Source organism: Paraburkholderia sp. GW821-FHT02A12, from assembly GCF_059422005.1.
This window is the reverse complement of record NZ_JBWKWA010000003.1, coordinates 19,098-34,758: the sequence shown is the minus strand read 5'-3', so window position 1 is coordinate 34,758 and position 15,661 is coordinate 19,098. Positions and strand designations below refer to the sequence as shown.

At 59.9% G+C, this 15,661-nt stretch carries 20 protein-coding genes; 16 read left to right on the top strand and 4 right to left on the bottom strand.

The annotated features are described in order from the left end of the window. Positions 1 to 1,225: 1,225 nt before the first annotated feature. On the bottom strand, positions 1,226 to 1,825 hold the full coding sequence (locus tag AC07WT_RS38775; protein WP_494951196.1) for a transcription elongation protein SprT: 600 nt from the start codon (positions 1,823 to 1,825) through the stop codon (positions 1,226 to 1,228). 471 nt (positions 1,826 to 2,296) lie between these two features. Between AC07WT_RS38775 and AC07WT_RS38770 the strand changes: the two genes are divergently transcribed. The 3 genes from AC07WT_RS38770 to AC07WT_RS38760 all read left to right on the top strand — a co-directional run bounded on the left by AC07WT_RS38770 (position 2,297) and on the right by AC07WT_RS38760 (position 3,854). Beyond that, complete coding sequence (locus tag AC07WT_RS38770) at positions 2,297 to 2,617, top strand: hypothetical protein (protein WP_494951195.1); 321 nt, start codon at positions 2,297 to 2,299, stop codon at positions 2,615 to 2,617. Further along, a complete protein-coding gene (locus AC07WT_RS38765; protein ID WP_494951194.1) occupies positions 2,614 to 3,258 on the top strand; it encodes a hypothetical protein in 645 nt (214 codons plus the stop codon). Before AC07WT_RS38770 ends, AC07WT_RS38765 begins: the two co-directional genes overlap by 4 nt. A 146-nt stretch (positions 3,259 to 3,404) precedes the next feature. Further along, positions 3,405 to 3,854 carry a hypothetical protein gene (locus tag AC07WT_RS38760; protein WP_494951193.1) on the top strand — a complete coding sequence of 150 codons (450 nt, stop codon included), beginning with the start codon at positions 3,405 to 3,407 and terminating at the stop codon, positions 3,852 to 3,854. Positions 3,855 to 4,025: 171 nt separating this feature from the next. Here AC07WT_RS38760 and AC07WT_RS38755 read toward each other — a convergent pair whose 3' ends face one another. Genes AC07WT_RS38755 through AC07WT_RS38745 form a run of 3 tightly spaced genes read right to left on the bottom strand, consistent with a single transcriptional unit; the run spans position 4,026 to position 5,026 of the window. Then, complete coding sequence (locus tag AC07WT_RS38755; protein ID WP_494951192.1) at positions 4,026 to 4,331, bottom strand: TrbM/KikA/MpfK family conjugal transfer protein; 306 nt, start codon at positions 4,329 to 4,331, stop codon at positions 4,026 to 4,028. A gap of 5 nt (positions 4,332 to 4,336) precedes the next feature. Beyond that, a complete protein-coding gene (locus AC07WT_RS38750) occupies positions 4,337 to 4,702 on the bottom strand; it encodes a hypothetical protein (protein WP_494951191.1) in 366 nt (121 codons plus the stop codon). A 3-nt stretch (positions 4,703 to 4,705) separates the two neighbouring features. Continuing rightward, positions 4,706 to 5,026: an H-NS histone family protein gene (locus AC07WT_RS38745; protein WP_494951200.1), complete on the bottom strand. Its 321-nt coding sequence runs from the start codon at positions 5,024 to 5,026 to the stop codon at positions 4,706 to 4,708. Positions 5,027 to 5,231: 205 nt separating this feature from the next. Between AC07WT_RS38745 and AC07WT_RS38740 the strand changes: the two genes are divergently transcribed. The 13 genes from AC07WT_RS38740 to AC07WT_RS38680 all read left to right on the top strand — a co-directional run bounded on the left by AC07WT_RS38740 (position 5,232) and on the right by AC07WT_RS38680 (position 15,654). Continuing rightward, positions 5,232 to 5,918, top strand: coding sequence for a lytic transglycosylase domain-containing protein (locus AC07WT_RS38740; RefSeq protein WP_494951190.1), 687 nt, complete (start codon positions 5,232 to 5,234; stop codon positions 5,916 to 5,918). Then, positions 5,915 to 6,220 (top strand): KorA family transcriptional regulator, encoded by a 306-nt coding sequence (korA, locus tag AC07WT_RS38735; protein WP_494951189.1) that lies wholly within the window; start codon positions 5,915 to 5,917, stop codon positions 6,218 to 6,220. The genes AC07WT_RS38740 and korA overlap by 4 nt, the downstream gene beginning before the upstream one ends. Positions 6,221 to 6,227: 7 nt before the next feature. After that, complete coding sequence (locus tag AC07WT_RS38730; RefSeq protein WP_095424005.1) at positions 6,228 to 6,506, top strand: TrbC/VirB2 family protein; 279 nt, start codon at positions 6,228 to 6,230, stop codon at positions 6,504 to 6,506. Then, positions 6,506 to 6,838 (top strand): VirB3 family type IV secretion system protein, encoded by a 333-nt coding sequence (locus tag AC07WT_RS38725; protein ID WP_095424004.1) that lies wholly within the window; start codon positions 6,506 to 6,508, stop codon positions 6,836 to 6,838. The genes AC07WT_RS38730 and AC07WT_RS38725 overlap by 1 nt, the downstream gene beginning before the upstream one ends. 1 nt (position 6,839) lies before the next feature. Further along, positions 6,840 to 9,506: a VirB4 family type IV secretion/conjugal transfer ATPase gene (locus tag AC07WT_RS38720; protein ID WP_494951188.1), complete on the top strand. Its 2,667-nt coding sequence runs from the start codon at positions 6,840 to 6,842 to the stop codon at positions 9,504 to 9,506. A gap of 127 nt (positions 9,507 to 9,633) precedes the next feature. Continuing rightward, the gene (locus tag AC07WT_RS38715) at positions 9,634 to 10,224 is read left to right on the top strand and encodes a TrbJ/VirB5 family protein (RefSeq protein WP_494951187.1); all 591 of its coding nucleotides are present in this window, start codon (positions 9,634 to 9,636) and stop codon (positions 10,222 to 10,224) included. An 11-nt stretch (positions 10,225 to 10,235) separates the two neighbouring features. Next, positions 10,236 to 10,499, top strand: a complete 264-nt coding sequence (locus tag AC07WT_RS38710) for an EexN family lipoprotein (RefSeq protein WP_494951186.1) — start codon at positions 10,236 to 10,238, stop codon at positions 10,497 to 10,499. A gap of 10 nt (positions 10,500 to 10,509) precedes the next feature. After that, complete coding sequence (locus tag AC07WT_RS38705; RefSeq protein WP_494951185.1) at positions 10,510 to 11,655, top strand: TrbL/VirB6 family protein; 1,146 nt, start codon at positions 10,510 to 10,512, stop codon at positions 11,653 to 11,655. 22 nt (positions 11,656 to 11,677) lie between these two features. Then, entirely contained in the window at positions 11,678 to 11,869 is a 192-nt protein-coding gene (locus tag AC07WT_RS38700; protein WP_494951184.1) for a hypothetical protein, read from the top strand. After that, entirely contained in the window at positions 11,866 to 12,597 is a 732-nt protein-coding gene (locus AC07WT_RS38695; protein WP_494951183.1) for a VirB8 family type IV secretion system protein, read from the top strand. The genes AC07WT_RS38700 and AC07WT_RS38695 overlap by 4 nt, the downstream gene beginning before the upstream one ends. A gap of 2 nt (positions 12,598 to 12,599) precedes the next feature. After that, entirely contained in the window at positions 12,600 to 13,493 is an 894-nt protein-coding gene (locus tag AC07WT_RS38690; RefSeq protein WP_494951182.1) for a TrbG/VirB9 family P-type conjugative transfer protein, read from the top strand. Further along, positions 13,490 to 14,641: a type IV secretion system protein VirB10 gene (virB10, locus tag AC07WT_RS38685; protein WP_494951181.1), complete on the top strand. Its 1,152-nt coding sequence runs from the start codon at positions 13,490 to 13,492 to the stop codon at positions 14,639 to 14,641. Before AC07WT_RS38690 ends, virB10 begins: the two co-directional genes overlap by 4 nt. Further along, on the top strand, positions 14,638 to 15,654 hold the full coding sequence (locus AC07WT_RS38680; RefSeq protein WP_494951180.1) for an ATPase, T2SS/T4P/T4SS family: 1,017 nt from the start codon (positions 14,638 to 14,640) through the stop codon (positions 15,652 to 15,654). Before virB10 ends, AC07WT_RS38680 begins: the two co-directional genes overlap by 4 nt. Positions 15,655 to 15,661 lie beyond the last annotated feature (7 nt).

The following is a 15,661-nucleotide window of genomic DNA, read 5'->3' as shown; positions in this document are numbered from 1 at the left end:
TCTGACGTTTTCGTGGTTAGTCTGACGCGACGAATCGTATGTCAGAATGCGTCACGAAGCAAGTTGCGCGATTTTTAGGCAAGTACCACCGAAATGTCAGACTGACCACGAAAAGGACAGACTAACCACCGAAATGTCAGCCTAACCACGAAAATGTCAGAATCGACGCCCGCAAAGCCTTGTCACGTCTGGTTTTGCGAGTGTTTACAAAGGTTTTTATAAAGGGTTTACAAATATTTCTACAACGGCGCGGCGCAAACGCCTGTGGACAAGCCCCGTAATCCGGCATTCCCGCCAGCACTTTGTGGATAACAATCTCCAACTACCGCTCAACAACCCACCCCGGCCGCTGCGCGGCCACCCCGTGAGGGGAAAGGCAAATCCACGCCCCAGAGGGGCAATCACGGCGCTGCGCGCCTTGACGACCCGGAACCCCAGCGGTTCACCAGTGTCTGCGGCCCGCGTGCTGGCCTGCGGCGGGCTACGGGGTCGGCCGGCTCAGGCCGGCCGAGGTCTACCGACCCGGCCCCTACCGCCGCACCCGCCCAGTCCCTGGACTGATCGGGCTTCGGACCCGCAGCACGCGGCGAAGCGTGCGGGGTTCACCGAGGCCCAAAAGGTTTAGCAGAGAGGGGGGTCGCCCTGCCCTTTCGACCTAAACAGGCCATGTCGCCGCACTACGGCCTCACAGAACGGCTTTCGCGGGTTCGTTGACCTCATGGGTCAGACAAATGCCCGCGAGCGGCCTGTAGACCGTTCTACGGCTCGATCAACCGGAACGAGCGGGTTTGAGCGGTTTTTTTCCTCACTTGGGCAAGCCGCACAGCGGCGCGTCAGGCCCGGAGGGCGTGCTCGTGGGGAGCCGGTGGGCGGGTGCGGTATCCCGGCTGGTCAGGCCGGGACTGTCCACGCCCTCGCGGTGTGGGCAGCGCAGCCGTCCACGGGCGGGCGCGGGTGGGCCACCGGACCTTGTAGACCGGCGCTGGGGCCGCGTAAGCGGTTCCAGCTCGTCATTCTGCGGCGTAGCCGCCTGTTTGCGGCGACGCACCATAGGAAAGCACGAACAGACAAGCCTAGATTTTCCGGGGGTTTGCGGGCGATAGTCGAGCAGCTGCAGCCGACGGCGATCCGCGTGGAAATGACGCGCCGCACCACCCGGAGCGACGCAGTTATGACGTTATAGCGTCATGGCGTTACGGCGTTACGGCGTTACGGCTTTGATGGGTTAGGCCTCTTCCGTTTCCTCTTCGGGTTCGCCTGCCTCGTCGGCATCATCGACGGCCATCGCGCCGTGCACGGGGCAATGCGGCGGGCCGGCAAGATCGAGCCACTTGCGCGAGGTGCGCGCGGTGTAGCCGCATTCGGCGCATGTGCATTTGATGTGCCGGCGGGTCTGCTTCTTCGGAGCCGTGGTTTCGTCCTCGTCCACCTTCCCTAGCCGCGTTTGCAGCCGGCCATGCGGCAGCGGGCCAGCTTCGGCGAGGATCGGCGCGAGTGCCGTGCGGAACTTCGAGCCGGCGGTCGTGGCACGCATCGGACCTTCGAGGCCGATGCCCTTCGCGACGCGGCGGAAGTCCTTGCCGTGGCCGGCCGGGATGCCAACGGCCGCGTGTACCAGCTCATGACCGAGAATCGCCGCGACTTCCATCGGCATGGTGTCGGCTGATTCGGCCAGGTCCGGCCGGATGAACACCTCGAAGTGACCGTCATCGCTGCAACGGTTGTCCCAGCACTCACCGATGCGTTTGCCGCGCCGGCCGGCCGAGGTGAAGCCGATCGCGATGCGGACGCGATCGGGTAAGGGTGCGCCAAGGTCGGCGAACATGGGAGCCATGCGCGCGGCGACGAAATTTAACCAGGACTCGCGATTCGGATGCTGCACGGGCGACCTCCAAAAGAGAGCGTGTACACGACTCTATTTTAGTTCATTGGGAGCGTGTACACGCTATCGCTTTGTGTTCTTTGGTAACTTTATTGTGTCAAAACGTTACGGGGTTATGAGGTTAAGAGGTTATGAGGTTAAGAGGTTATAGATGTGTAAAGTTACAGCGTTACGATGTCAAAGGGTTTCGAGGTTACAGGGTTACGATGTTGTAACGTTAAAAAGTTCTTGCGGTTTGCTGCGCCGTCACCGTATATTTAAGGCCGTAGCGCTATAGCTTCATGAGGTTGCGAAGTCATAACGCTGAAACGCGATAACGCTATGAAGTTAAGAGGTTGTGAGGCTGTAACGTTAAGAGGTTATAGCGTTATGACTCTATGACGTCGTGAAACTATAACTTTATGAGGTTGAAAAATGAAAGCAGCGAAAGGGGTTGACGATCTGGCCGCGCGCCTGACAAGCGCCGCCGCTACGCCGCTCGTCGCGCCGGTCGCAGCACCGGCACCGGCCGTAACGACGCCGGCCGCGACGCCGGCGAAGCGCGAGCGGAAGGCCGTGGCAAAGAAGGACGCAGCGAAGAAAGAAGCGACCGACACTATGCAACTAACGCTCCGGCCGACGCGGGCGCTGTACGGGCGCTATGTGGCCGCGGCGGCGGATCGGAGCCGGCAGGAGGGGCGGATGGTGTCAGCTCAGGAAATCATGCTCGAAATTCTCGAAAAGGGGGCCGTATGAGCAACATCGTCTATGTCGGCGGGCAGAAGGGCGGCACGACCAAAACCACCACATCACATCTGATGTGCCTTGGTGCGATCCTGAGAAAGCAGCCGGCCGCCTATGTGCTGACCGATCCGCATCGACGCATCAAGGCAGAGGGGCGGCCGTATGGCGTCCTGGATGGCCGGGACGGCACCGGCCTGGCGCAGATCATTACCGCGAGCCACAACATGGGTAACGGCTGGCTGATCGTGGACGGGGGCGGGAACCGGCCGGCCTTCGACCAGGCGATGGCCGACCAGGCGCACCTGACCATCCTGCCTTTTCGCGCGTCGGAGGAAGACCTCGAAGCCGTCGCACGCGACATGGAAACGATGCCTGACGCGCTCGCGCTTCCCTCGGCGTGGTCCACCAACAAACACGCGCAGGACGCAGCGCGGCGCCTTATCGAGGGGCTAAACAAGGCGTTTCCGGGTCGTGTGATCGATACACCGGTCTGGTTCGTCAATTCCAGCGCGGAATTGCTCGGAGCCTCGCTGGAAAGCCCGTCAACGGCGGTGCGCAACGCGGCGCGGCATACGTTCGGCATTCTGACGGCGGCCTTTGAGGCGCACACGGAGCTGGCCGGCGAGGCGCAAGGCGCTACGCAGGCCGGCTGATTTAACTGTTCCCGTTTACGCGGAATCGGGCTTGAGTATTTCCGCCTTTTGTCCTACCTTTGCCATGTCGAGAGACGATCCGCGCTATCCGTGGATCGTCTCTCGACGCTCCCGGATGGCCTTTTTCACTTTGAAGGAGGTTCATCATGTTGACCGAAACCAGCCGTACTACCGCTGTTCTGTTCCCCGTTGACGAGGAACACGCCCGCGAGAATGGTCCGCTCTTCACAGGGTCTATCAAGCTCGATGGTGAGTCGGTTCCGTTGTCGGCCTTTCTCAAGGATGCAAAGGAATCGGATAAGCGGTATCTCGACCTGTCGGTCGGCGCGAAAGGGCAGGTGCATTACTCGGGGCGTCTGTTTCGCAACGAGGAAAAGAAGACGGCCAAGTCACCGGATTATTCTGGTTACCTGGTAGTCCTGCCGCTTAGCCCTGACGTGCGCGACGAGTATTCGCAGGAAGAGTGGGACGAAGCACCGCGTTTGAACGTGTATGGCCGGCGCGTGCGTAATGCCGACAACTCTGTCCGGATTGCGCTCGATATTGTGCCGCCGCGCTCAGATGTGCCAGTAGGCGATCATGAGGTAGCGTTCTAGGGAGCAGGCTCTAATAGCCGACGCAGCAAAGGAAAAGGGAGAGAAGGCAACTTCTCTCCCTTTTTTGTTTGCATTTTCACGCGAGATACCGATAAGTAAGAAAACGTTAGCTCTGCCTGGTATGCAAAACGCATGGTCTTTCAAATCTTTACCTTTTCATTCGTCCTTGCGTTACTCCATCGTGCCAAATCGGCTGATAATCTCGTCTACGCTGCTTGAGTTTTGTTTCTGAGAATCTGGACATTGGTCAAGAAACTGACGGCGCGCGTCACTTGTTGGACCTAAATCGAGGTGGCCGTGATGGTAGCGCTTGATGGAAAAGAAATCCTTGATAGCCTGGTCGCAGTCGCTACCGCCTGACTGGCCCTGGACTTTGCCGGCCATGCAGATGACGGTATTGCAGGACGATGCGGATGCAGAGGCCGTCACGGATAGACCAAGCAGAAGCGCGAGAAGCGGTGAGAGAGCTTTCTTCATGAGCGTTATCTCCAGAGGGGGTGATAGTCATACGCACGGCATTCCAGCCGATACAGTGCTTCACGCAGGCCCAACAGTGCAATCGCCGCGCACGTCGCGATGATCGCGTTCCGAGGGTGGGGCCAGTGGTGGAAGCACTCGACGCCGAGTGCGACGAGTGCAACCAGGACAGCACACGTTAGAGCGAACCGAATATAGCGGCCAAAAAAACGAAGACCGCCCGCGATAAAAAAACACGCGGTATCACGCAACAGGCGACCAATTAAACGAACCGCGCCGGCGCAAACCGGGGCGACGCGTTCGCGCACGGCTGCGAACCGTCGCACGCGGCGCACATGCTTAGCCGTTTCAATTGGAATGACCTGTCCCATGTCTCAGCTCCTTTCGTTCGTCACTTCAAATTCCTCAAGCTTCCGGCCGGCCTCCAAGTACGTCAACAGCCAGGTCGGGCGCCTACCGTAGCCGGTCCACGTGTTGCCGGGGTCGGCTGGATCGCGATATCGCGCGGTCATGACCCGTGGCGGTGCGCCAGGGATCGCGAATTCCTCAATAGGGCGTCCCTGCTCAACGTATGCCGCGAGCCATGAAGGCCGCTGCCCGCGTCCTGACCACGTGTTGAGCGGGTTAGCGGGATCGCGATAACGAGCTTCGCCTTTCGGTGTCGCTTGCGACGGAAACGGTACGAACTCGATCACGACGCCGTCTTCCCGATTGATGAGTCGCCGACCTTCATTTCTCTCCGTGGTTGACACGACTGAGGGTTCCTTTATTATTTATCACAGTCGCAAAAACAGCGCAAATGTGAATGTGAAAAAATTATCAATGCTCGCCTTGTGCTTGTCGGCCGTTGCTCCGGCCTTCGGGTACGCACACGGGAGCCTGTCTCCACAGGTTCTCGCGTTGGCACGCACGTGCGCGCCTGACGTGCATCCGCTCACGGTTGCTTACCTGGTCAGCGCCGAGTCGCATAACAACCAGTTCGCCATCAACGTGAACGGCGGTCACAGCCTGGATCGCCAGCCCACCACCGAGCAGGAAGCCCGCGATGCGCTCGCCAAGCTCGATGCGCGCGGTTGGAATTATGACGTTGGCTACGCGCAGATCAATTCGGCCAATTTTCGCAGCCTTGGCCTCACCGGTACACAACTGCTGAACCCCTGCACGAATCTGCGCGCCGGCGCACAGGTTCTCGGCGACTGCTACGCCCGTGCTGTCCAGCAGGTAGGGGAGGGGCAGGCGGCCTTGCAGCGGGCGCTGTCCTGCTACAACACCGGCAACCAGCAGAAGGGCTTTGCAAACGGCTACGTGAAGCGTGTCGTCGCACAGGTCAAGCTGAAGATCCCGGCCTTGCTCGACGGGCCAATCGACCCGAACACCTCGAGCAGCAGCTCGAGCTCGAGCAACGTCAGCGACCCGGCCGGACCAGCGCCGGCCGCCGCGCAGCTCACGCAGCAGAACCCACCCGCGTCGAACCAGCGCACGCAGCTTGGCGAGCCTGGCGCGGCAAATCAGATCGAAGCGGGCGCATTCGCCCATCCCGAAATCGGCGCGTACATACGGCGGGCCTCAACGAAAGGTGACCAATGAAAAAGAAAGTCGTTTATCTGGCGATGCTCGGCCAGCTCGAAAGCCTCTTGCGTGAATGGCGGGTCGTGCGTGTCGCAATCCACCGTATCGAAAAACGCGAGTGGATACCGTTTCTCGACATCGAGAACGACGCCGGCCAGGCGTACACCTGCGCGTTCCGGGTCAAGAAGAGCCTGGAACCTAGAACGTGGTCCGACCTGCGCGCCCTGGTCGATTGGCTCGATACAAAAGTCGGCGTCAAAGAGTGCCAGTTGTCCTTTTCGGATTTCGAGTGGGAATCCGAGACTTTAACCCTGGAGTGAACCTGAGATGAAAAAGCACATTCAAGCTGCACAAATCGTCGTTGGCGCCCTAGCACTGGTCGCGGCGAGTCAAGCCTTTGCCGTTGACACCGGCGCGTCCTCGCTGAACTCGATGCACTCGTGGGTGATGCTCTGGATTCCCGCCGCATGCATTCTCGGCATCGTCGCAATCGGTGCCGGCATCTTCTTCCACCTGATCAAGTTCCATCAGGTGGTCAACCCGGTTCTCGGCCTCATCATCATCGGCTCCGCGTCGGCGATCGTGGGTTTCTTCGGCCTCGTCTGATGGCTAAGAAATTCCCACTCTTCAAGGGGGCGACGCGCGTAGCGACATGGTTGCTGGTCCCCCGAAACGTGTTCGTCCTGACCTTCATGTTTTCGGCGTCCCTGTTCATGGTGATCCACCTGTGGGCACTGCTTGTGTTCGGCGTGCTGTGGCTCATCGAGTGGGGCATCACGAAACACGATGACCGCATGTTTCGCATCATCGGTCTTTGGCTGAAAACGAAGGTCCGCAACATGTATGAATCCGCCTTCACGCGGCTGTGGGGAGGGTCCAGTTATTCGCCGGTCGATTACAGCGCGCCGTCGATTAACGACATTCGAGGCGAGGTATAGCATGGCGGTCGCTATCCGGAATATCAGCGAAACCAAGACCTTCACGAAGGAACCTTCCTTCGTGAAGAACATTCCCTATTCGCAACACCTTACCGAAACCATTGTCAGCACGATCGGAGGGGAATATCTGATCGTGTTTCGCGTTCCCGGCCGCACGCACCAGAGCGCCCACGATGAAACGCTCAGGTCGTGGGTTCTCGACCTCAACCACGTTGCAAAGCAGATCGGCAACGAACACGTGAAGCTCTGGACGCATCTGCATCACCACCAAATCGAGAGCTATCCGGCCGGTAACTTCAAGACTCGCTTTGCGCGCGAGCTGGACGCGAAATATCGCAAGAGTTTCGAAAAGACGCCGCTGATGACGAACGACCTGTATCTGACGGTCGTCTATAACCCGGTCGGCGACCTCACGCAAAAATTCCTGGCACGGTTCGACCGGCCCTCGCGCGAGCAACTGGACGAGCGGCAAAAGCAGGCTATCGCCGCGCTCGAAGATATCGCGACCCAGCTAACCGGCGCGATGCGTTCGTACGGTATCGAACCGCTGGGCCTGTATTACCGCGATAAGAAAGGCAACCTGATCGAGGAACAGGACGACACGACCGACGACGCCGACGAGCTGGACGACGATATCGAAGGCGACCTTCTCGCCAGCCTGCCGGCCGGTAATGACGGTGCAGCACCGAACCCGGTGCCGGCGGCGCAACGCCATGTGTTCTCGCGTGCGCTGGAATGGCTTGGGTTCCTCGCGAACGGCGAATGGTCCCCGGTGCCGGTGTGCCGGGGCCGCATTCGCGACTACCTGATGACGAATCGCCCGGTCAGTTCGCTGTTCGGCGACGTGATCCAGATCCGCACCATCGACCGCAACCTTTTCACGGCAGCCGTCGAGATTCGCGAGTACGAGGAAGAGACGGAGCCGGGGCAGCTTAACCTGCTGATGGAGGCCCCGTTCGAATTCGTTCTCACGCAGGTGTTTTTCTGCATGTCCAAAGCGGCCGGCCGCATCTTTCTACGCAACCAGCAACTGTCGCTGATCGAAACCGGCGATCCAAGCCATTCGCAGATCAGCCAGATTACGGATGCCCGCGACGATCTCGTTTCCGGCCGGTTCGTGATGGGCTTTCACTATGCGACCATGCATGTGATCGGCGACACGGCCGAACAGGCTCAGACACTGGCACGTCAGGCCAAGGTCATGCTCAATCAGTGCGGCGTCGCAGCGGGCGCGGTCGGCATGGCGTCGGAGGCAGCGTATTACAGCCGCCTGCCTGGCAATACGGCGTTCGTGCCGCGCCCGGTGCCGGTCAATAGCTGGAATTTCTTCTGTTTCTCGTCGTTTCACAACTTCCTTTCCGGCAAGGCCACTGAAAACCCGTGGGGCAGGGCGATTGCCCTGTTTCGCGCCGTCAGCGGCACGCCGGCGTTTTTCAGTTTCCACTCGACGCCGAAGAAGGAGCGTTCGTTCGGCAAGCGACCGCCCGGTGTGACGGGCATCTTCGGGCGTATCGGCTCGGGCAAGACGACGCTCCTGGACCTTTTGTTGACGTTCGCGACAGAGTTTTCCATTGATCCCCGCATGGCGATCTACGATCGCGATCGCGGCATGTATCCGCTTGTTAAGGCGCTCCACGGGCGTTACACGGTGCTTAAGGACGGCGTGCCGACTGGATGGCAACCTCTCCAGCTCGACCCCACTCGCATCTACATTGCATTCGTGAAGCGTCTGTTGCGCGTGCTTGCCGAAACCACCCTCAACGGCGAACCACTTGAGCAGCACGAAGTAGACGACCTGTCGGCGGCCATTGATGCCGTCATGGGGCCGCCCATCGATGATCCGGATGCTCACCGGGGCGAACAGACGCTCATTCCGCTTGCCGACCGGTCCATCACGGCCGTGGTGGAGCATTTGCCCGATCCCTATCGCGGCCCAGGTGCGCGCATGACATTGGCAGCCATGCTCAGGCCGTGGACGCGCAACGGCGATTACGGGTGGCTGTTCGATAACGAAGCCGACACGCTCGACTTCAACACGCGCGATATCAACGCATTCGACCTGACGGAATTCCTCGTCGGGAAGGACGAGGTTGCGCCTGTCACCCGCACGCCAATGCTGATGTATCTCAACTTCCGCGTGCGTTCGACTATCGACGGCAAGCGTCGATTCATCCAGGTATTCGATGAGTTTGCACAGTATCTCGATGACCCGATCATGGTCCGCGAAATCAAGCGGGGCATCAAGAACGACCGTAAGAAAGACTGCATTTACGTGTTCTCGACGCAGGAGCCGAACGACGCCATTTCAAGCAGCATCGGCAAGACCGTTATCCAGCAGATGGTGACGTTGCTCCTGCTCGAAAACCGCGATGCGGACCCGGAGGATTACACCGGTTCCGCAGGCCTGAAGCTCGCGCCGGCCGAGTACGACGCGGTTAAGTCCATTCCCGAACACAGCCGGCAATTCCTCATCAAGCAGAGCGGTCAATCCGGCCTTGCCGTGATGAAGCTCGACGGCATGGACGAAGAACTCAGCATTCTGTCCGGCACGCCGGACAACGCGGATCGGCTCGAAAAGCTCATTCGCGACCTTGGCACCGACGATCCGGACGTGTGGTTGCCGCGTTACTACGCGGCTGTTGTCGGTAAGAAATCGAGCCGTTACTAGGAGAGACGCCATGAAGCTCTGGAAACAAACCGCAATCGCAATCGCGCTGGCTGCCTCGTGCGCCGGCGCGCACGCGCAGATCGTTACAGCATGTCCCACTTGTGATTTGACGGTCGTGACGCAGGCCATGCAGCAGATCGCGCAATTGAAGGCGCAGCTCGATCAGGCGCGGCAGCAATATGAAGCGATGACGGGAAGTATCGGCGGCTACAGCAACATGCTGCCCACCAGCATCTCAAGTCTTCGCAACAACCTGCCACAGAACTGGAGTCAGGTGTATTCCGACGCGATGAACAGCAGTTCCAGTGTGTCCGGGTCGGCCTCGTCCATCCTGTCTCAGTTCGACAATCAGATTCGCGGCATGGGTCGTGGCGACGCGCTCAAATTCATCGACCAGAAGCTCCACGAGAAGGGGGCCTATGACCGCGCGATGACCGAGCAGGCGTACGACAACCAGATGCGTGAACTGAACGACATGCAGTCGCTTACGCAGCAGATCGGGCAGGCCACGACGCAAAAGCAGATCGAGGACTTGCAGGCCCGCATCGCGACCGCCCAAGGGGCTATCCACGGCGAGCAAGCAAAGCTCCAGCTCATGGCGATGGGGCAGCAGGCGCAAGAGCAACTGTTGCGTCAGCAACAGGCAATCGCCCAAAAGCGATACCTGCTCGGCGACGACAGCGAAACCAACACCGCACCGAATCTCACCGGCAATTAAGGATCACCACCATGAAGAAATGTTTGCTCATTCTCGTAGCTCTCGTTCTCGCAGCTTGCAACAACAAGGAAGAAAGCCACACGCGGAGCTGGTATCGCGACCATGACGCGGAACGGAAAACGATGGTAGCTCAATGCAAGGACGACGCTGCAAAAGCGATGACTCCCGAGTGCATGAACGCATCCAATGCCGAGTCCGACATCTATATCAACGGCAAGGACTATTACAAGAAGGGCGGCGACACCAACAATGCGCCCAACTTGACCAACAAGTAGAGGAAAGGCGATGGCCTACGATGGAGTGACACAAATATTCACCTACATGGACGCGGTAACGACGCAAATCGTAGCCGCGAACGTGAGCCGAATTATCGGATGGGCAGCTCCACTCGCTGCGCTCGGTCTTGTCATCATGCTTACGGTGGATGGCCTTGCAATCATGTTGCGGCCGACCGGCGAACCTCTATCGCAGCTCGTGGAGAAGTTCATCAAGTATTTCGCCATCGTAGCTATCGCCGGTGCCGGCGGCCTGTACGCAACGACTCTGGCGAGCACTGCCATGCACTTGCCTGACGAGCTAGGGTCGGTGCTGCTGTTGAATGGCTCTACCGCCAGCGGCAGCACGAACGCCATAGCCAGCATGATCGATTCGGCGATGGACCACAGCCTTACGGTCATGCGAACGTTGTTCGCCCAAGCAAGCATCATGTCTGAACAAGGGTTGGTCGCGCTGGTACTTGGCATTGTCGTAATCATTGCCACTCTGCTGATTTGCGGCATTGGGGCTATTTCGATCCTGCTCGCAAAGTTCCTGCTGGCAATCACCGTATGTTTCGGGCCGTTTTTCATTCTGCTCTTGATAGTCCCGCCGCTTGTTAGCTTCTTCGGGAACTGGCTTGGCTCAGTCCTTAACTACATCCTTCTCATTGCCATGACGGCGATGAGCTTCGGAATTTTCATGCACTTCTTCGACAACGCTATTTCAGCAGCGGCGAATCCCAATCCGAACTCAGGCGCGCTGATGGCAATCATCACCGCCGGCATCATCACCGTCATGGCCGTTGTGCTCTTGAAGTCCTTGCCTGACCTCGCCGCGCGATGGACCAACGGCGTCAGCACGAAACTCGCCCAGCACCTTCCCCAGCCGCGTCCCGGTTCGAGCGGCGGCAAGGGCAGCGGCAGCAGCGGGTCAGGTAGCGGCAGCGGTGGCGGCACCGGAAGCGGGAGCGGATCGGGTTCCGCCAGCGGATCGTCCGGCAGCTCCAGCAGTGGCAGCGGCGGTTACTCCTACGCCCGAGGTTCCCAAGGCAGCGGGTCATACGGCGGCGGCAGTTCATCGAGCAGCGGCGGCGGCTCGCCGTCATCGAGCGGCGGCGGCAGCGCAAGTAATGCTTCCGCGCGCGGCTCCCAAAGCTCGCAAGGCAATTCCTAAAACCAATCTCAGGGAGGAATCCATGAACACTCGCCACATTGCTATCGGCCTGTTGGCGTTGGCCTCACTGACCGGATGCGCCCACGTCACGCCCCCGCCCGAGCCTGACATGACCAAGCTTGTTCCGGTCAACAAGACCATTCCTGAAGAGCTGCAGGGCCGTGTCACGCCGCAATCGCTCACGTCGAAAAATGCAGGAGGAACCGCACAATGATGAATCTAGCCCTTGGAAAGTCGGGGAAGTCGGGCGCGACGCCGATCACCGCGAGCGACATTGAGAAGTACAAGGAAGAGCGTCAAGGTCTCGAAGTCGAACTACTTGATGAGGTTCTGACCTCACGCAAGCGCGCGTGGCAAGTGAGCGCTTCGGCCATCGGCTTCGGGTTCCTCTCGCTCGCCTTGGCCGGCTTCGTGGTCTGGCGTTACAGCCAGCCGATTCCTGAACACATGCTCGTCATGGACCCGAAGACCGGTGCGGTCCAGCAAGTGTCGCTCATGCCTGGCGAAACCACGTCTTACGGCGAGGTTGTCGATAGCTACTGGATCGCTCAATTCGTCATCCACCACGAAGGCTATGAGTTCTACTCGGCTCAGGCCGACTACGACTTTATCAGCCTCACAGCAACCGGCGAGGTCGTGGACAAGTATCAGAAGCTCTGGAACGGCGCGGACGCGCCCGACAAGAAGCTCGGCGATACCGAAATGAACAGGGTTAACGTCTCGTCGGTCATTCTCGATCGCGAGCATGGCATTGCGACGGTACGTTACACCACAACCAAGAAGTATCGCGCCCGCCCGAGTGATGAGCCGACGAAATACTGGATCGCGACGGTTGCGTACAAGTATGCGACCAAGCCCATGACCGCGAAGCAACGATTCATCAACCCGTTTGGGTTGCAGGTGTTGGCCTTCCGGCCGAACGCCGAGGCTACGGAGAATTGACCATGCGCCTTGCCATGATTCCCTTGCTCGCCGCGCTCGCGTTCACGGGCGTGCAGCACGCATGGGCCATCGGCCCGAAGAAGGATTCGCCCTACGACCGTCGCATCAAGTCGGTCACCTATAACCCGATCGATACCGTTGAGGTCAATTGTGTGATTGGCCTCGCGTTGACGATTACTGTAGCTCCCGGCGAGCGGTACGTTACGCACGCTTTCGGCGACCAGGCCGCGTGGGCGCTCTCACAGAACGGCAACCATATTTTCGTGCAGCCGACACAGGCGAACAGTGACACGAACCTTGTACTGGTTACCGATCGCCACGTGTATCACTTGCTGCTGCATTTCATTGGCTCGAAGAAGGCCGACGATGGCAGCGCCGGCAACACGGCCGACAGCTTCATCAAGACGCCGTGGGCCATGCGTTCGGCCACGATCGCGCTGAACTACAGCTACCCGGACGACGATCGGCGTGTGGCGCTCGCAAAGACGAACGCGCAGCGCGTCAAGGATGCACTCGCGACAGCTTCCGACCAGGGCTTGGTGAACATGAGCTACGACCGGTCTTACGATCCGGCGATGAACGATATCGCCCCGGTCAACGCGTGGGATAACTACCGCTTCACGTCCTTCAAATTCCTGCCTAACGCCGAGTTGCCGACCATCACCTATATCAGCGCAAGCGGCAAGGAAACCGTTCCTAACGTGCATATCGAAGGGCCGAACCACAACATCATCGTCGCCGAGCTGGTCGCCAGGGAATGGCGCATCCGGTCGGGCAACAAGGTAATCGGCGTGCGCAACCAGAACTTCAATCCCGCGCTCGGCGCGAATCCGAGCGGCACGGTTTCGCCCTACGTTCGGCGAGCGCTCAAACAGGACAATGGAGATAACCAATGACCGACCGTATCGATACGCCCGAGACCGTACCGGACGGCCGGCAGCCGTTCGTGGCCGGCCCCAGGAGGTCCGTTCCAGGCCTTGCGGCCTTTCTTCTGCTGATGGTCGTGCTGGCTCTCGCATTGATCGGCTTCCTCGCATGGCACGCACTGCACCCGAAGGCACCCGATGCGGACCAGGCCGGCTCGAAGCGCGACCAGACGTTTGCCGGCGCGCTACCCATACGTCACTTCACCGAGACACCGGCCAGCGCCGTACCGACCAGCTCAGCGGAGCCAGCCAGCGCGCCGGCTACCAGCGCGAACAGTGCGGGACAGGGCCAGCAACAGGCCTCACCCGAGGAACTGGCGAACATGCGCCGGTTGGGCCGAAGCCAGGGCGGCTCAGGCAACGCCCAGGGCGCCGGCGCACAGACCAACGCCGACGCAACTCCACCGACGCCGCCGGGTGGCTCGCCGGCCCAGCGCGTCAGCCAGAGTAGTGACACGCTCGACCGGGCCACGACTGCCGCACGGCCGCAAGCGGTCAAGGCAAGCACGCTTGCGCATCCGAGCCTCACGGTGCCAAGCGGCGTAATGATCCCGTGCGGCACGAAGACCGAACTGGACACTACGCAGCCCGGTATGGTGTCGTGTCAGGTCAGCAGCGACGTTTATTCGGCCGATGGCAAGGTGAAGTTGATCGACAAGGGCGGTCACGTCGACGGCGAAATTTCCAGCGGCATCAAGATGGGCCAGAACCGCGTGTTTGTGTTGTGGACGCGCGTGCGCAATCCGGACAACACCATCGTCAACATCGACAGTCCGGGCACGAACTCCCTTGGCAGCTCCGGTATCCCCGGCCAGGTCGATACGCATTTCTGGACCCGGTTTGGCGGTGCCATGTTCATTTCGGTGTTCTCTGACGTGGGCCAAGCCCTGGTGCAGCTTGCGGCCAACCGGGGCAATTCCAGCGGCGGCAACACGAATATCAGCCTGGACAACACATCGAACACCGGGAACCAGCTTGCGGCCGAGGCGTTGCGCGCAACGATCGACATTCCGCCGACGCTGTACGACCAGCAGGGCGACCGCGTGATGATCTATGTTCGCCGCGACCTTGATTTCAGTGACGTGTACACGCTCTCTATGGATGAGCCTCAACAATGAACGCTCCTGCAAATCTCAAGTATTTCGACAACCGTTCGTTGCTCTCGACGTTGGGGCCGCTCAATGCGTACCTGAACGACCCGAACGTCTACGAGCTGCGCGTGAACCGCTTCGGGCAGCTCGTGTGTGCGACCACGAAGGGGCGCATCCTGCACGATGCGCCGTTCCTCACCAAGGCGTATCTCGAAAAGCTCACCAACACGCTACTCAGCGCGAACGGCTTGCCGCGTCAGCCGGTCAATGATGTGTTGTTACCGGACGGTTCGCGCGGCGTCATATGCTGGCCGCCGGCCGTTCTCGAAGGAACAGTGCTGATTGCGATCCGGAAGCACCTGGCTGTAGACAAGACGCTCGAAGAGCTTGATGCGGAAGGGCGCTTCAAGAAACTACAGATCCGCACATTTGCGGACTCCCTGAAGCTCACACCGTTCGAAGAGGAATTGATTGCCCTGCGCGACAAGGGCGACATTACGGGCTTCCTCAAGGCGGCCATTACCGGAAAGCTTAACGTGGCCGTCGCCGGCGCGACCGGTTCGGGAAAATCCACGTTCACGCGGACGCTGTTGAAGTACGTACCGCGTCGCGAACGGGTGCTGATCCTGGAGGACACGCACGAGGTTGGCTCCGACGATCACGACGAAATCGGCTACCTCGTATACGGCGAACAGGAAGGGCGTCTATCGGCTCGCGAGTGCCTGAAAACCACCATGCGCCTGTCGCCCGATCGCATTTTCCTGACCGAGCTGCGCGACGATGCCGCGTGGGACTACATCAAGAGCGCGAACACTGGCCACCCCGGCGGCATCTTCTCGACGCACTCCAACAGCGCGGCCGAGACGCCGAGCCGGATCGCGGACCTTGTGAAGTCGTCCGAGGTCGGCCGGATGCTCGACTACGACATGATCCTGCGCACGATTCACGCGACGCTCGACCTCATCATCTACATGAAGGATTGGGACGTTGTAGAGCTGCTTTATGACCCGCTTTTCAAGAAACAGAACGCCGCGCGATAAGGAGAGA

What these genes read in the sequence shown, in the direction of transcription:
- AC07WT_RS38690 (WP_494951182.1), top strand. Translation starts at nt 12,600, where the DNA reads ATGCGCCTTGCCATGATTCCCTTGCTCGCCGCGCTCGCGTTCACGGGC.
- AC07WT_RS38680 (WP_494951180.1), top strand. Translation starts at nt 14,638, where the DNA reads ATGAACGCTCCTGCAAATCTCAAGTATTTCGACAACCGTTCGTTGCTC.
- AC07WT_RS38755 (WP_494951192.1), bottom strand. Translation starts at nt 4,331, where the DNA reads ATGAAGAAAGCTCTCTCACCGCTTCTCGCGCTTCTGCTTGGTCTATCC.
- korA (WP_494951189.1), top strand. Translation starts at nt 5,915, where the DNA reads ATGAAAAAGAAAGTCGTTTATCTGGCGATGCTCGGCCAGCTCGAAAGC.
- AC07WT_RS38700 (WP_494951184.1), top strand. Translation starts at nt 11,678, where the DNA reads ATGAACACTCGCCACATTGCTATCGGCCTGTTGGCGTTGGCCTCACTG.
- AC07WT_RS38750 (WP_494951191.1), bottom strand. Translation starts at nt 4,702, where the DNA reads ATGGGACAGGTCATTCCAATTGAAACGGCTAAGCATGTGCGCCGCGTG.
- AC07WT_RS38770 (WP_494951195.1), top strand. Translation starts at nt 2,297, where the DNA reads ATGAAAGCAGCGAAAGGGGTTGACGATCTGGCCGCGCGCCTGACAAGC.
- AC07WT_RS38775 (WP_494951196.1), bottom strand. Translation starts at nt 1,825, where the DNA reads ATGTTCGCCGACCTTGGCGCACCCTTACCCGATCGCGTCCGCATCGCG.
- AC07WT_RS38705 (WP_494951185.1), top strand. Translation starts at nt 10,510, where the DNA reads ATGGCCTACGATGGAGTGACACAAATATTCACCTACATGGACGCGGTA.
- AC07WT_RS38720 (WP_494951188.1), top strand. Translation starts at nt 6,840, where the DNA reads ATGGCGGTCGCTATCCGGAATATCAGCGAAACCAAGACCTTCACGAAG.
- AC07WT_RS38715 (WP_494951187.1), top strand. Translation starts at nt 9,634, where the DNA reads ATGCAGCAGATCGCGCAATTGAAGGCGCAGCTCGATCAGGCGCGGCAG.
- AC07WT_RS38725 (WP_095424004.1), top strand. Translation starts at nt 6,506, where the DNA reads ATGGCTAAGAAATTCCCACTCTTCAAGGGGGCGACGCGCGTAGCGACA.
- AC07WT_RS38760 (WP_494951193.1), top strand. Translation starts at nt 3,405, where the DNA reads ATGTTGACCGAAACCAGCCGTACTACCGCTGTTCTGTTCCCCGTTGAC.
- virB10 (WP_494951181.1), top strand. Translation starts at nt 13,490, where the DNA reads ATGACCGACCGTATCGATACGCCCGAGACCGTACCGGACGGCCGGCAG.
- AC07WT_RS38710 (WP_494951186.1), top strand. Translation starts at nt 10,236, where the DNA reads ATGAAGAAATGTTTGCTCATTCTCGTAGCTCTCGTTCTCGCAGCTTGC.
- AC07WT_RS38730 (WP_095424005.1), top strand. Translation starts at nt 6,228, where the DNA reads ATGAAAAAGCACATTCAAGCTGCACAAATCGTCGTTGGCGCCCTAGCA.
- AC07WT_RS38695 (WP_494951183.1), top strand. Translation starts at nt 11,866, where the DNA reads ATGATGAATCTAGCCCTTGGAAAGTCGGGGAAGTCGGGCGCGACGCCG.
- AC07WT_RS38765 (WP_494951194.1), top strand. Translation starts at nt 2,614, where the DNA reads ATGAGCAACATCGTCTATGTCGGCGGGCAGAAGGGCGGCACGACCAAA.